Consider the following 14,422-nt stretch of genomic DNA (forward strand, 5'->3'; position numbering starts at 1 on the left):
GAACGCCGCATCGGCCCGTTTGAGTGCGTAGCACTCTCAAAATCCTGGACATTCAGAGATTTTGGGGCTGCTTCGCTGCCCAACGGGGGCAAGCCCCCTCGCCACAGGCGCTCCTACAGGATGTATGACGCTGAAATTAACTCAAATTGATAGCGACTAGCTACAGGACAGCGAACGTGCCTTGCGCTTTTGCGACCAGTTTGTCGCCTTGCATCACATCGGCCTCGACCACCAGCGTGCGCCGACCCGGATGAATCACCCGCGCCGTGCACATCACCTCACCGTCAGAAACAGCGCGGATGTAGTTGATCTTGCATTCGATGGTCGCGCTCTGCTGGTCGAAGCCATGGGTGCTGGAACAGGCCAGCCCCATGGCAATGTCCACCAAGCTGAACAAGGCCCCGCCGTGCAGCTTGCCGCCGCGATTGCGCAGCTCGGGTTCAAGCGCCAGGGCGACTTGGGCCACCCCGGTTTCCAGGCTGTGCAAGCGGCAACCCAGCAGCTTGAAAAACGCGCTCTGGGTCAGGCCGGCAGGGATCTCCATCAACGTTTCTTCAACTGCTTGGCATTGGCGAACAGCGAGGCCATGGCATTGTTGCTCGGTGCCGCAGCGGTGGTCTCTTTGCGTGGTGCGTTGTTCTGGGACTGGCGCGGAGCCGAACCCGGACGTGCACCGCGAGCGCCGTCGATTTTCTCGCCCGGGGTGTCGCTCATGCGCATCGACAGGCCCACGCGCTTGCGCGGGATGTCGACTTCCATGACCTTCACTTTCACCACGTCACCGGCCTTCACCGCTTCACGAGGATCCTTGATGAACTTCTCCGAAAGCGCAGAGATGTGCACCAAACCGTCCTGATGCACGCCGATGTCGACGAACGCGCCGAAATTGGTCACGTTGGTCACCACGCCTTCGAGGATCATGCCCAGTTCGAGGTCCTTGAGGTCTTCGACGCCTTCCTGGAATTCGGCGGTCTTGAACTCGGGACGCGGGTCGCGCCCGGGTTTCTCAAGTTCTTGCAGAATGTCGGTGACGGTTGGCAGGCCGAAGCTTTCATCGGTGTACTTCTTCGGGTCCAGGCGCTTGAGGAATGCGGCATCACCGATCAGCGAGCGGATGTCACGGTCGGTCTCGGCGGCGATGCGCTGCACCAGTGGATAGGCTTCCGGGTGAACTGCCGACGAGTCCAGCGGATTGTCGCCGTTCATCACGCGCAGGAAGCCGGCTGCCTGTTCGAAGGTTTTTTCACCCAAGCGCGCAACTTTCTTCAACGCGGCGCGGGTCTTGAATGCGCCGTGTTCATCGCGGTGGCTGACGATGTTCTGCGCCAGGGTCGCGTTGAGGCCGGAGATGCGGGCCAGCAGCGCCACCGAAGCGGTGTTCACGTCGACGCCCACGGCGTTTACGCAGTCCTCGACTACGGCATCCAGGCCGCGAGCCAGTTTGAGCTGCGATACGTCGTGCTGGTACTGACCGACACCGATGGATTTCGGATCGATTTTCACCAGCTCGGCCAGCGGGTCTTGCAGGCGACGGGCAATCGATACTGCCCCACGGATCGACACGTCGAGGTCCGGGAATTCTTTGGAAGCCAGTTCCGAGGCCGAGTAGACGGATGCGCCGGCCTCGGAGACCATGACTTTGGTCATTTTCATGGCTGGATATTTTTTGATCAGTTCAGCCGCGAGCTTGTCGGTTTCACGGCTGGCGGTGCCGTTACCAATGGCGATCAGGTCCACGGAGTGCTTGGCGCAAAGGGCGGCGAGCACGGCAAGGGTCTGGTCCCACTTGTTGTGCGGCACGTGCGGGTAGACCGTGGCGTGATCGAGCAGCTTGCCGGTGGAATCAACCACCGCCACCTTGCAGCCGGTACGCAGGCCCGGGTCGAGGCCCAGGGTAGCGCGCGGGCCGGCCGGGGCCGACAGCAGCAGGTCGTGCAGGTTGTGGGCGAACACATTGATCGCCTCGGTTTCGGCGCCGTCGCGCAGTTCGCCCAGCAGGTCGGTTTCCAGGTGAGTGTAGAGCTTGACCTTCCAGGTCCAGCGCACCACTTCGCCCAGCCATTTATCGGCGGCGCGGTTCTGGTTCTGGATGCCGAATTGCTGGCCGATCATGCCTTCGCACGGGTGCATGGTGCCTGGCAGTTCGTCACCGACCTTCAGCGCAGAGCTGAGAATGCCTTCGTTGCGGCCACGGAAAATTGCCAGGGCGCGGTGCGACGGCATGCTTTTGAGCGGTTCGTCGTGCTCGAAGTAGTCGCGGAACTTGGCGCCTTCCTCTTCCTTGCCGGCGATCACGCGGGCACTGAGGGTTGCCTCCTGCTTGAGGTAGTTGCGCAGCTTGTCCAGCAGACCTGCGTCTTCGGCAAAGCGCTCCATCAGGATGTATTTGGCGCCTTCGAGGGCGGCTTTCACATCGGCCACGCCTTTTTCGGCGTCGATGAAGCGGGCGGCTTCGGTTTCAGGAGTCAGGGACGGGTCATTGAACAGGCCATCAGCCAGCTCGCCGAGGCCGGCTTCCAGGGCGATCTGGCCCTTGGTGCGGCGCTTCTGCTTGTACGGCAGGTACAAGTCTTCGAGACGGGTCTTGGTGTCGGCGAGCTTGATATCGCGCTCAAGTTGCGGGGTCAGCTTGCCCTGCTCGGTGATGCTGGCAAGGATGCTGATGCGCCGTTCGTCGAGTTCTCGCAGGTAGCGCAGACGCTCTTCAAGGTGACGCAGTTGGGTGTCATCGAGACTGCCGGTCACTTCTTTCCGGTAACGGGCGATGAAAGGAACGGTAGAACCTTCATCGAGTAGCGCGACGGCCGCTTCGACCTGTTGTGGGCGTACACCGAGTTCCTCGGCGATGCGGCTGTTGATGCTGTCCATAAAACCACCTGACAAATTGTGAAAGCAGGCTCGCAGGCGCGAAGATAAGGCCTTGACGAGTCTGGTTGAGCGGCCTGGCCTGCGCCGCTACCTGGATCAAAAGGTATCCCGTTGACCCGTGAAATCGAACAATTACTGCCGATGCCATGAAAATAAATGGCGTCTGTCTGTAGTACCTGTCTGATGTTGCCTGACACAAAAGGCCGCGCATTATAACCAGCGTTCTGCCCTTCGGGGGCATTGCAGGTGCAGGCACAATGCCCGGATTTCTGGCGGTTGAGGAAAAATCTGCTAACAATGCACACGGTGCGTATAACGGCAGCTACGCCATAATGCGCACCGAGCTAAAAGGAGCATCCAATGAGCAGCACTGCAAACATTGCTGAAGGCGAAAAAATTCTTATTGTTGACGACGATCCGGGCCTCAGCAGCCTGCTGGAGCGTTTTTTCGTCAGCAAGGGCTACCGCGCCCGCGCCGTACCGAACACCGAACAAATGGACCGCCTGCTGGCGCGTGAAGTGTTCAACCTGGTCGTACTCGACCTGATGTTGCCCGGTGAAGACGGTCTGACCGCCTGCCGCCGCCTGCGCAACGCGAACAATCAGATTCCGATCATCATGCTTACCGCCAAGGGCGACGAGCTGAGCCGCATCAAGGGCCTGGAACTGGGCGCCGACGACTATCTGGCCAAGCCATTCAATCCGGATGAGCTGATGGCTCGCGTAAAAGCGGTACTGCGTCGTCAGTTGGCGCCGGTTCCTGGTGCGCCGGGCAGCGAAGACGAAAGCGTGACATTTGGTGATTACGAGTTGTCCCTGGCAACCCGCGAGCTCAAGCGAGGTGATGAGGTTCACATGCTCACCACCGGTGAATTCGCAGTGCTCAAGGCGCTTGTGATGAATGCCCGTCAGCCATTGACCCGCGACAAGTTGATGAACCTGGCCCGTGGCCGCGAGTGGGATGCGCTGGAGCGCTCCATCGACGTGCAGATTTCCCGTCTGCGCCGGATGATCGAACCTGATCCATCCAAACCGCGTTATATCCAGACCGTCTGGGGCGTGGGTTACGTCTTCGTGCCGGATGGCACTGCCACCAAGTGATCGGTGATTTGTAGGAGCGAGTCATGCGGGTAAAGGGTCAGATGATCTTGCCCGCAGACTCGCGATCCGCAATATGCGAGCATCGCTCGCTCCTGCAAGTGTGTAACGGTTACCCATGAAAACCCCCGTTTGGTTCCCCCAGAGTTTCTTCTCCCGCACCCTTTGGCTGGTGCTGATCGTCGTGCTGTTTTCCAAGGCGCTGACCCTGGTTTATCTGCTGATGAACGAAGACGTGCTGGTTGACCGCCAATACAGCCATGGCGTCGCCCTGACGCTGCGGGCCTATTGGGCTGCCGATGAGGAAAATCGCGCCAAGATCGCCGAGGCTGCGACTTTGATCCGGGTAGTCGGTGCCGGGGTGCCGGAAGGCGAGCAGCATTGGCCCTACAGCGAAATCTACCAGCGCCAGATGCAAGACGAGTTGGGAGCCGATACCGAAGTCCGATTACGCATGCACTCACCGCCGGCGCTATGGGTTCGGGCGCCAAGCCTGGGTGACGGCTGGCTGAAAGTGCCGCTCTACCCGCATCCTTTGCGCGGCCAGAAAATCTGGAACGTGCTCGGCTGGTTCCTTGCGATCGGCCTGTTATCCACGGCCTCGGCCTGGATCTTCGTCAGCCAGCTCAACCAGCCATTGAAACGCCTTGTGTATGCTGCGCGGCAACTCGGCCAGGGCCGTAGCGTGCGTCTGCCGATCAGCGATACGCCCAGCGAAATGACCGAGGTTTACCGCGCTTTCAACCAGATGGCCGAAGACGTTGAGCAGGCCGGTCGCGAGCGTGAGCTGATGCTGGCCGGGGTGTCCCATGACCTGCGCACGCCGTTGACCCGCTTGCGTCTGTCCCTGGAATTGATGGGTGATCGCACCGACCTGACTAACGACATGGTGCGCGACATCGAAGACATGGACGCCATTCTCGACCAGTTCCTGGCGTTCATTCGCGATGGTCGTGACGAGTCGGTGGAAGAGGTGGACCTGAGTGATCTGGTCCGTGAAGTTGCCGCGCCGTACAACCAGAACGAAGAAAAAGTGCATCTGCACCTTGAACCGATCCAGCCGTTTCCGCTACGTCGGGTTTCAATGAAGCGGTTGTTGAACAACCTGATCGGCAATGCGCTGCATCACGCCGGCAGTGGCGTGGAAGTGGCGGCCTATGTATCGGGTGACACTGCCGCTCCCTATGTGGTGCTGAGTGTCATGGATCGTGGAGCCGGGATCGATCCATCGGAGCTGGAAGCAATCTTTAATCCGTTCACCCGTGGCGACCGCGCACGGGGCGGGAAGGGCACAGGCTTGGGGTTGGCGATCGTGAAGCGGATTGCTTCGATGCATGGCGGCAATGTCGAGTTGCGCAACCGTTCGGGTGGCGGGCTGGAAGCGCGGGTGCGGTTGCCGCTGGGTCTGCTGTTGCCCAGAGATGCGGTCTGACTGTCTGACTTGATCGTTCCCACGCAGAGCGTGGGAACGATCAGCAAGTGAGGGTTAACCCTTACCCTTGGTCCGTGTCATGTTCGGCCCGCCATTCTTCTCCAGATGCTCGATGATGATCCCTGCCACATTCTTCCCGGTGGTGGTCTCGATCCCCTCCAGTCCAGGTGACGAGTTCACTTCCATCACCAGCGGTCCATGATTGGAGCGCAGGATGTCCACGCCAGCCACCGCCAGCCCCATCACCTTTGCTGCACGCAAAGCCGTCATGCGTTCTTCCGGTGTGATCTTGATCAGACTCGCGCTGCCGCCACGATGCAGGTTGGAGCGAAACTCTCCTGGCTTGGCCTGGCGCTTCATTGCTGCAATCACCTTGTCGCCTACTACGAAGCAGCGAATGTCGGCACCCCCGGCTTCCTTGATGTACTCCTGAACCATGATGTTCTGCTTGAGCCCCATGAATGCCTCGATCACCGACTCCGCCGCTGTTGCGGTTTCGCAGAGCACCACACCGATGCCTTGGGTGCCTTCGAGAACCTTGATCACCAGCGGCGCGCCGTTGACCATTGCGATCAGGTCGGGAATGTCGTCGGGGGAGTGGGCAAATCCGGTAACAGGCAAACCGATGCCGCGACGCGACAGCAATTGCAGTGAGCGCAGCTTGTCCCGTGAGCGGGCGATGGCGACCGATTCGTTCAGTGGATAAACCCCCATCATTTCGAACTGGCGCAATACCGCGCAGCCATAAAACGTCACCGATGCACCGATCCGCGGGATCACTGCATCGAAACCTTCCAGCGGCCTGCCCCGGTAGTGGATCTGCGGCTTGTGGCTGGCAATGTTCATGTAGGCGCGCAGGGTGTCGACCACCACCATTTCATGGCCGCGTTCAGTCCCGGCTTCAACCAGGCGTCGGGTGGAATACAGACGTGGATTGCGCGACAGCACAGCGATCTTCATGCAACACCTGTGGAGGAGGTAGATACCGGGAACACCGGCTTGTCTTGTACATATTTTATGCCCGGATTGACCACCAACTGTCCGTCGATCAAGGCTTTTGAACCGAGTAGCAGGCGATAGCGCATGGACTTGCGGCAGGCGAGTGTGAACTCGACCCGCCAGACCCGATCACCAAGGGCCAGGGTGGAGCTGATCACGTATCGCACCTGCGCATGACCATTGGAGCTTTTAATGGTTTTTTTCGTCACCATCGGCGCCTCGCAGCGCCGGTGACGCAGTTGCACCACCGAACCCAGGTGCGCGGTGAAGCGCACCCATCGTTCCCCGTCGCGCTCGAAGGGCTCGATATCAGTGGCATGGAGGCTGGAGGTACTGGCGCCGGTGTCGATTTTTGCCCGAAGGCCCGCGACTCCCAAATCCGGGAGCGCCACCCACTCGCGCAGACCGACGACGGTCAAATGATCAAATGTCTTCAAAGATGCTCAACCGGTAGAAACCGCTCGGGCCGCATGGGGCCTGATGCGCGGTATTCACGCAGAATAATGATTAAAAGGCGACAGATATCTACGGCCCGGATTTCCAGCCCCTCGCAAGGGTCTGGACTGTGTGCATTGTAATCCGCACTGGTGTAATTCTTGGTACGAATGAAACGGTAGTACAGTTCACCAATATTTCAGAGCGAGGAAATTCCATGGCACAAAAAAACGAAGAGGACGACAAAGTCCGTCTCGATAAGTGGTTGTGGGCCGCACGTTTTTACAAAACCCGCGCCCTGGCCAAGGCGGCGATTGAAAGTGGCAAAGTGCATTGCCGTGGCGAGCGCTGCAAGCCGGGCAAGGAGCCGCGCATCGGCGATGAGTTCGTGATTCGCACCGGGTTCGAGGAGCGCACGGTGGTGGTACAGGCTTTGTCGATTATTCGCCGTGGCGCACCCGAGGCGCAGACCCTGTACGCCGAGACCGAAGCCAGCATCGCCAAGCGCGAAAATGCTGCGGCCCAACGCAAGGCCGGCGCTTTGGGCGTAAGTACCGATGGCAAGCCTAGCAAGAAGCAGCGGCGGGATCTGTTCAAGTTTCGTGGCAGCAGCAACGACTGAAAGATCGCGTGACTTGCAATTGCACGATTGCGCATCCATATCGGGGTGACGCTGGCAACACTGCCGCTCGTCGAAAACTGCACACGGCTGCTGACCTGTAGGCCATAACCACAAGGCCAGCAGCGTCAGCAGCATGAAACCGCAAGTCAGCCGACGCCGATTCCACTTCGCTTGGAACCGCCGCGCAATGTCCATAAAATGCCTGCAATACCATGTTGCAAGCGCATTTCTTGCCTCCTGTTAACTTTTGTCATCATTTCAGATACCCAAACTTATGACCGATCTAGCGGACAACGACTTCACCCAACGCTTCATCTTTGATGACAGCGACACCCGTGGCGAGCTGGTCTCGTTGGAGCTCAGCTATGCCGAAGTCCTGGCCAAACACGCCTACCCGCAGCCGGTCGCGCAATTGCTCGGTGAGCTCATGGCCGCCGCCTCTTTGCTGGTCGGCGCCTTGAAGTTCGATGGCTTGCTGATTTTGCAGGCCCGTTCCGAAGGCCCTATTCCGTTGCTGATGATCGAGTGTTCCAGCGAGCGGGATATTCGTGGCCTGGCCCGTTACGAAGCCGACCGGATTGCCCCGGACGCAACCCTGGCGGACCTGATGCCGGACGGCGTCCTGGCACTGACCATTGATCCGACCCAGGGCCAGCGTTATCAGGGCATCGTCGACCTTGACGGCGAAACCCTGTCCGAATGCTTCACCAATTATTTCGTGATGTCCCAGCAGGTCGGCACGCGTTTCTGGCTGTACGCCGATGGCCGTCGCGCCCGTGGTCTGTTACTGCAGCAATTACCCGCTGATCGCTTGAAAGACGAAGAAGATCGCGCCGCCAGTTGGCAGCACATCACTGCACTGGGTAGCACCCTGACCGCCGATGAGCTGCTGAGCCTGGACAACGAAACCGTGCTCCATCGCCTCTATCACGAAGAGCAGGTGCGCCTGTTTGATGTGCAGAAGCTGCGCTTCCGCTGCAGTTGCTCGCGCGAACGTTCGGCCAATGCCCTGGTCAGTCTGGGTATGGAAGATGCGCAGCAACTGGTGGTCGAACACGGCGGCAACATTGAGATCGACTGTCAGTTCTGCAACGAGCGTTATCTGTTCGATGCCGCCGACGTCACTCAATTATTCGCTGGAGCGGGTGTTGATACGCCGTCAGATACCCGGCACTAAAACGGTTCAGCGCAGGTAAATTCACTGGAGACCGCCGGAATAACGCCGTTACGACGGGAGGGCCCTACTTTTTTTGGGCTTTTCTGGCATAATCCGGCCCACTTTTTTCGCGGTAGTAGTGCACGACTTTCTACTACAAAACGTTTGGAGCACTCGGCCACTGGCCGACGGGGAACCTCATGACGCAAGCCAATAACGCCGTGTACACCGATCTGAGTGTTGATGATCTGGTTAAAGAAGCCCTCAACCGCGGTGAAGGCGAGCTTGCCGATACCGGCGCACTGGTAGTTCGCACCGGTCACCGTACTGGCCGTTCGCCAGTCGATCGCTTCATCGTTGAAGAGCCGAGCACCCAGGCCGCTATCGCCTGGGGCCCGATCAACCGCAAGTTCCCGGCCGACAAGTTCGATGCCCTGTGGGCTCGCGTCGAGGCGTTCAACAACGCGCAAGAGCATTTCGTTTCCCACGTGCATGTAGGTGCGGCCGCCGACCACTACCTGGCCGTGAAGATGACCACCCAGACCGCCTGGCAGAACCTGTTCGGCCGTTGCCTGTTCATCAATCCTGCCCAGTACAACCCGGCTGGCCGTGAAGAGTGGCAGGTTCTCAACGTCGCCAACTTCGAGTGCGTTCCGGAGCGTGACGGCACCAACTCCGACGGCTGTGTGATCATCAACTTCGCGCAGAAGAAAGTGCTGATCGCCGGCATGCGTTACGCCGGTGAAATGAAGAAAGCCATGTTCTCCGTGCAGAACTTCCTGCTGCCGGCCGCCGACGTGCTGCCAATGCACTGCGCTGCCAACATCGGCGAAGAAGGCGACGTGACCCTGTTCTTCGGTCTGTCGGGCACCGGTAAAACCACTCTGTCGGCAGACGAAAGCCGTTACCTGATCGGTGACGACGAGCACGGCTGGGGTGAGGGCGTGGTGTTCAACATCGAAGGCGGTTGCTATGCCAAGTGCATCGACCTGTCCGAGAAGAACGAGCCGGTCATCTGGAAAGCCATCAAGCACGGTGCAGTCCTGGAAAACGTCGTTATCGATGACGCCAAGCACGCCGACTACGCTGATGTCAGCCTGACCCAGAACAGCCGCGCTGCTTACCCGCTGGAGCACGTTGCCAAGCGTTCCGAGCAGAACCTGGGTGGCGAGCCGAACGCTGTAATCTTCCTGACTTGCGACCTGACCGGCGTCCTGCCGCCAGTGTCGATCCTGAGCGAAGAACAAGCGGCCTACCACTTCCTGTCCGGCTACACCGCTCTGGTGGGTTCGACTGAAATGGGTTCGGGCAGCGGCATCAAGTCGACTTTCTCCACCTGCTTCGGCGCACCGTTCTTCCCGCGCCCGGCTGGCGAATACGCTGAGCTGCTGATCAAGCGCATCCGCGGCTTCGGCTCCAAGGTCTACCTGGTCAATACCGGTTGGACCGGCGGCGGCTACGGCGTCGGCAAGCGCTTCAACATCCCGACCACCCGTGCGGTGATCGCTGCGATCCAGAGCGGCGCTCTGATCGGTGCCGAGACCGAGCACCTGGACACCATCAACCTCGACGTGCCACTGGCCGTACCGGGCGTTGAGACTGGCCTGCTGAACCCACGCAACACCTGGGCTGATAAAGCCGCCTACGACGAATCGGCCAAAGCACTGGCCGGTCTGTTCATCGAGAACTTCAAGAAGTTCGACGTGAGCGATGCGATCAAGGCTGCCGGTCCAAAGCTGTAAGCGCTGGTTTCAAGCCATGAAAAAGCCGCCCCTCGGGGCGGTTTTTTTATGCCCGTGGGTTTGGGTTTTCAAGTGCTTGTTGCAATGGGCGTGACTGAGAGCAAATTCAGGGCAAACGCTGGCGGGCGATTTCAAGCAGGTCATTGCCATCCTGGGTGAGCAGGTAAAGCGCGCTGACGATCTTCGGGATATCACTCGCATCGGCCTGCTTGAAGCACAGGCAATACAGGGTTTCGAGCAGATCGCTGGCGGCTCGGATGCGCTGTCGGGCGGCGTCGAGGATCTCGTGGGGATCGGCCTCCGTATCGATGACCAGTACCGGAGTTTCGCTGTAACTGGTTTTGAGCGGGTGATAGCGGTCTGGCAACGAATCTGGCTTGTCCATCGAGGTGGGTCCTGTGCGAAATCGGCAAGTGTTCCCGGCAGGGCGAGACACTGTTTTCAGCCGTGCCGGAAACTATAGAAGGGAGGGAGGTTGCGCGACAAGACGGCTGAGGAGGACAGGTTTTGTAGGGCTTTTATTGTGTCTGGCGGAAGAGGCCTACGCATCTCCCAAGGTTTTACCTTGCATAGCCACTTTCGGTAAAAAAACCGACAGGGGAGAGGGACGCCGCATGGCAAAGTCGGGGAAGTGGAGCGTCAGAAGTTGTAGGAAACTTCGTAGACTCTCACTCAGTAACCGCGAACACCTGTGAGTGCGATGCCTGCCTGACCGGTGAAGCTGGAGGTGCGTGTGGCGTACTTGGGATCGCAGTGTCCGGTCCATGGCGGATTATTCGATTGTGGATTGAGATGGAAGACGTGAAGCCGCTTCCAGGTCCAGCAGCCCTCTGCCGTATGCTTCACTGTTGGCATAGATGCCAGTCCGGTTCGCTGTCGCCAGCAGGTGTTCACGTACCTGCTGTGCAGTGAGCTCGGGGTAGCGGCTTTGCAATGCCGCCAGAGCACCGCTGACCAGCGCGGCGGCGGGTGACGTGCCCGCGGTTTGTACGTACCCACCATCCTTGCTGGTGGTCAGCAAGCCCTGGTCCGCTCCGGAGTCGCCACCCGGTACGGCAATGCACCATGCTGCCGCCACGCCGCAGTAGTTGGACTTGGCATTGATGGCAGTCCCATCGTTTTTCAATGCAACAACGGCGATCCAGCCTTTTTCCAGTTCAGGTATGGCGAGGGGCAAACCCGGTTCGGCCAAGGGTTCGCGTTTGAGTTCGTTTCCAGTCGGGAACACAAATACGGCGCCGTCCCGCACCAGTTTTCGCGCGGTTGACAATGACTCCGGCATGACCTGTTTGTAGCGCTCTTCATTGATTTCTGTCGCAGGAATGGCGTTGGCCCACGAGTTGTTCAGTATGCGTGCACCTTTGTCGAAACCCGATTGCCATGATTGCGCGATCTCACTGTCGAAAAAAAAAGGCTCATTGTCGTCGCCGAAACGAAAAGGGATCAGCTGTGCGTCGAACGCGACGCCGTGCATACCCTGATCGTCCTTGTTGGCGGCGATAATTCCAGCCATCTGGGTGCCGTGACCGATTCGATCAAGGCCACCGGGACGTTTCTCGACGTAGTCGAAACCGGGATCACGAATTCTGCCCTGGAATTGCGGCAGGTCGGCGTTCAGGCCCGAATCGATCAACGCAACTGTCACTCCCCGTCCAGTGCCACCGCGTTCGTAGAGGTGCGATGCGTTGATCACCCCCAACCCTTTTTGAGCTTGATACTCAGGTGTGTTGAATGCGTCCGGCACTACGGGGAGATGGTGAGAGGCTCTGCATCCGCCAAGAAGCTGCGCAGTGGTCATCATCAGGGCAAAGGGAACTACAAAGGTTTTAAGCATGATCGGTCCTTCGAAAGGGGGACGCGCTACTCAGCCTTCCTGACTTCGCGCGGTGTAGGTGAACCATAACCCTGGGAGGTGCAAGCTAGTCAGATGGCAACGTGCTTCATGTATTTCAATCCGTGGCGCGAGCAGAACGGGTGACGCTGTATTATCCGGTATGGTTTTTACCCCCGACCTTTTCTCGACTCGCTGCGATCGCCGGCTAGGCTTTGCACATCGCAGCAGTCAACGGAGTGACAGCGTTATGCACAGCACCCTGGAGCAGGTTTTCGGTTATCCACAATTTCGCCCGGGTCAGGAGACTGCCGTCAGCGCCGTGTTGGAGGGGCGCTCCGCTGCGGCGATTTTCCCTACCGGGTCCGGCAAGTCCCTTTGTTATCAATTACCGGCAGTGTTGCTGCCGCATCTGACGCTGGTGGTCTCGCCGTTGCTGGCGCTGATGCAGGATCAACTGGCGTTCCTCCAGCGCCATGGCATCGCCGCAGGCAGTATCGATTCGGCCCAGAGCCGCGATGACGCCAGCGATGTGATGGCCCGTGCAAAGTCCGGCGAACTGAAAATCCTGATGATTTCCGTGGAGCGCCTGAAGAACGAGCGCTTTCGCAACTTTTTGCAGCAGGTACCGATCTCGCTACTGGTGGTGGACGAGGCTCATTGCATCTCGGAGTGGGGCCACAATTTCCGTCCGGACTACCTCAAGCTTCCCGATTACCAACGCCAATTCAACATCCAGCAGGTGCTGCTGCTTACCGCTACCGCCACGCCCAAAGTGATCGCAGACATGCAGGCCAAATTCGCCATCGCAGCCGACGATGTGGTGACTACCGGTTTCTATCGGCCGAACCTCAACCTGCTGGTAGAGCCGGTTCGCGGCCAGGACAAGCGACGACGTCTCGTCGAATGGATGAGCGAACGTCCCGACCAGCCAAGCATCGTCTATGTAACCCTGCAGAAAACCGCTGAGCACATTGCCGAGCACCTGGGTCGCAACGGTATTCAGGCCGAGGCCTATCACGCGGGGTTGCCCCATGAACAACGGGAGGCGATTCAGCGTCGGTTCATGGGCGGACAGTCCAACTGCATCGTCGCGACCATCGCGTTCGGCATGGGCATCGACAAGAGCGACATTCGCAACGTGGTGCATTTCGATCTGCCCAAATCCATCGAAAACTACAGCCAGGAAATCGGCCGCGCCGGGCGTGACGGACAGCCTTCCGATTGCCTGGTATTGGCCAACCGCGACAGCCTCAACGTGCTGGAAAATTTCGTCTATGGCGACACTCCCGAGCACGCCGGTATTCGCTGCGTACTCGACGAATTGCAGGCTGCTGCGCCGCAAGGTCAGTGGGAGTTTTTGCTGGGGCCGTTGGCGGACCAGAGCAACATTCGCCAGCTACCGCTCAAGACCTTGCTGGTGCAACTGGAGTTGCGCGGGATCATCGCCCCGCGCTATGCCTATTACGCCGAATACCGCTTCAAGTATTTGCAGGAGCCCGAGGCCTTGCTGGCCCGTTTCGAGGGGGAACGCAGGGATTTCGTCGCCGCGATCATCCAGACTTCCAGCCGCGCACGGACCTGGGCCACGGTGAATTTCGATGCGTTGTATGAACAGCATCAGGCCGAACGCACTCGGGTGGTGAGGGCGTTGGATTACTTTCAGGAAAAGGGTTGGGTCGAGCTGGAAAGTAAACAGATGACCGAGGTCTACAGCCTGCTGCAAACCGGTTTCGACAGCGTCGTGTTGAGTGAAGAGTTGCACGCTTGTTTCACCCGGCATGAGCAAACCGAGATCGCGCGGATTCACGCCATGTTGGCGCTTTTTGCCACTGACAGGTGTTTGGGTTATCGCCTGGCCGAGTACTTTGGTGATGACAATGCACCGCAGCAGTGCGGGCATTGTTCGGTGTGTCACGGGCAGGTGGCGCGCCTGCCGGCACCACCGGATTTGCCGGCGCTTGTGGATAAAAATTTCGAGGCGTTGTGTGCAGACTTTATCCACAGGCACGAGCAATACACCGGCACATTACCTTCGGCCGAGCGTGTGACGCGGTTTTTGTGCGGCATCAGCGTTCCGCTATTTACCAAACTCAAGGCGCGGGCCATTTCGGGTTTTGCGGTGCTGGAGGTTTACCCGTACGCCGAAGTGCGCGATTGGGCCCAACAGCATCTCTCAGTCTGATCGGTGATCTTTCTGAGGTGTATCCACGCGCTGAATGTTGTTCATCACAGGAAT

At 59.1% G+C, this 14,422-nt stretch carries 12 protein-coding genes; 6 read left to right on the plus strand and 6 right to left on the minus strand.

Translation table 11 applies throughout. The features are described from left to right. Positions 1-160: 160 nt before the first annotated feature. Together ASE98_RS25065 and ASE98_RS25070 are read right to left on the minus strand one after the other, a co-directional pair. A complete protein-coding gene (locus ASE98_RS25065) occupies positions 161-544 on the minus strand; it encodes a PaaI family thioesterase (RefSeq protein WP_060544004.1) in 384 nt (127 codons plus the stop codon). Further along, a complete protein-coding gene (locus ASE98_RS25070; RefSeq protein WP_060544005.1) occupies positions 544-2,868 on the minus strand; it encodes a Tex family protein in 2,325 nt (774 codons plus the stop codon). The genes ASE98_RS25065 and ASE98_RS25070 overlap by 1 nt, the downstream gene beginning before the upstream one ends. Positions 2,869-3,228: 360 nt before the next feature. On the opposite strand from ASE98_RS25070, the gene ompR reads away from it, so the two are divergent. Together ompR and ASE98_RS25080 are read left to right on the plus strand one after the other, a co-directional pair. Beyond that, positions 3,229-3,969, plus strand: a complete 741-nt coding sequence (ompR, locus tag ASE98_RS25075; RefSeq protein ID WP_060544006.1) for an osmolarity response regulator transcription factor OmpR — start codon at positions 3,229-3,231, stop codon at positions 3,967-3,969. Between the two features lie 115 nt (positions 3,970-4,084). Beyond that, positions 4,085-5,398: an ATP-binding protein gene (locus tag ASE98_RS25080; protein ID WP_060544007.1), complete on the plus strand. Its 1,314-nt coding sequence runs from the start codon at positions 4,085-4,087 to the stop codon at positions 5,396-5,398. Between the two features lie 54 nt (positions 5,399-5,452). Here ASE98_RS25080 and rimK read toward each other — a convergent pair whose 3' ends face one another. Both rimK and rimB read right to left on the minus strand, forming a co-directional pair. Then, on the minus strand, positions 5,453-6,358 hold the full coding sequence (gene rimK / locus ASE98_RS25085; RefSeq protein ID WP_060544008.1) for a 30S ribosomal protein S6--L-glutamate ligase: 906 nt from the start codon (positions 6,356-6,358) through the stop codon (positions 5,453-5,455). Then, positions 6,355-6,834 carry a retropepsin-like aspartic endopeptidase RimB gene (gene rimB / locus ASE98_RS25090; RefSeq protein WP_060544009.1) on the minus strand — a complete coding sequence of 160 codons (480 nt, stop codon included), beginning with the start codon at positions 6,832-6,834 and terminating at the stop codon, positions 6,355-6,357. Before rimB ends, rimK begins: the two co-directional genes overlap by 4 nt. Before the next feature lie 215 nt (positions 6,835-7,049). Here rimB and ASE98_RS25095 point away from each other — a divergent pair, with 215 nt between their 5' ends. The 3 genes from ASE98_RS25095 (at position 7,050) to ASE98_RS25105 (ending at position 10,352) form a co-directional block, all read left to right on the plus strand. After that, positions 7,050-7,454, plus strand: coding sequence for an RNA-binding S4 domain-containing protein (locus ASE98_RS25095; protein ID WP_060544010.1), 405 nt, complete (start codon positions 7,050-7,052; stop codon positions 7,452-7,454). Positions 7,455-7,728: 274 nt separating this feature from the next. Beyond that, a complete protein-coding gene (gene hslO, locus ASE98_RS25100) occupies positions 7,729-8,631 on the plus strand; it encodes an Hsp33 family molecular chaperone HslO (protein WP_060544011.1) in 903 nt (300 codons plus the stop codon). Positions 8,632-8,810: 179 nt separating this feature from the next. Continuing rightward, positions 8,811-10,352, plus strand: coding sequence for a phosphoenolpyruvate carboxykinase (locus ASE98_RS25105; RefSeq protein ID WP_060544012.1), 1,542 nt, complete (start codon positions 8,811-8,813; stop codon positions 10,350-10,352). A gap of 106 nt (positions 10,353-10,458) precedes the next feature. Here ASE98_RS25105 and ASE98_RS25110 read toward each other — a convergent pair whose 3' ends face one another. Further along, positions 10,459-10,737 (minus strand): hypothetical protein, encoded by a 279-nt coding sequence (locus tag ASE98_RS25110; RefSeq protein ID WP_060544013.1) that lies wholly within the window; start codon positions 10,735-10,737, stop codon positions 10,459-10,461. Between the two features lie 387 nt (positions 10,738-11,124). Beyond that, complete coding sequence (locus ASE98_RS25115; RefSeq protein WP_060544014.1) at positions 11,125-12,186, minus strand: S8 family peptidase; 1,062 nt, start codon at positions 12,184-12,186, stop codon at positions 11,125-11,127. 247 nt (positions 12,187-12,433) lie between these two features. On the opposite strand from ASE98_RS25115, the gene ASE98_RS25120 reads away from it, so the two are divergent. Then, complete coding sequence (locus ASE98_RS25120; protein WP_060544015.1) at positions 12,434-14,368, plus strand: RecQ family ATP-dependent DNA helicase; 1,935 nt, start codon at positions 12,434-12,436, stop codon at positions 14,366-14,368. Positions 14,369-14,422 lie beyond the last annotated feature (54 nt).

Source organism: Pseudomonas sp. Leaf48 (genome assembly GCF_001421885.1).
Lineage (GTDB): Bacteria > Pseudomonadota > Gammaproteobacteria > Pseudomonadales > Pseudomonadaceae > Aquipseudomonas.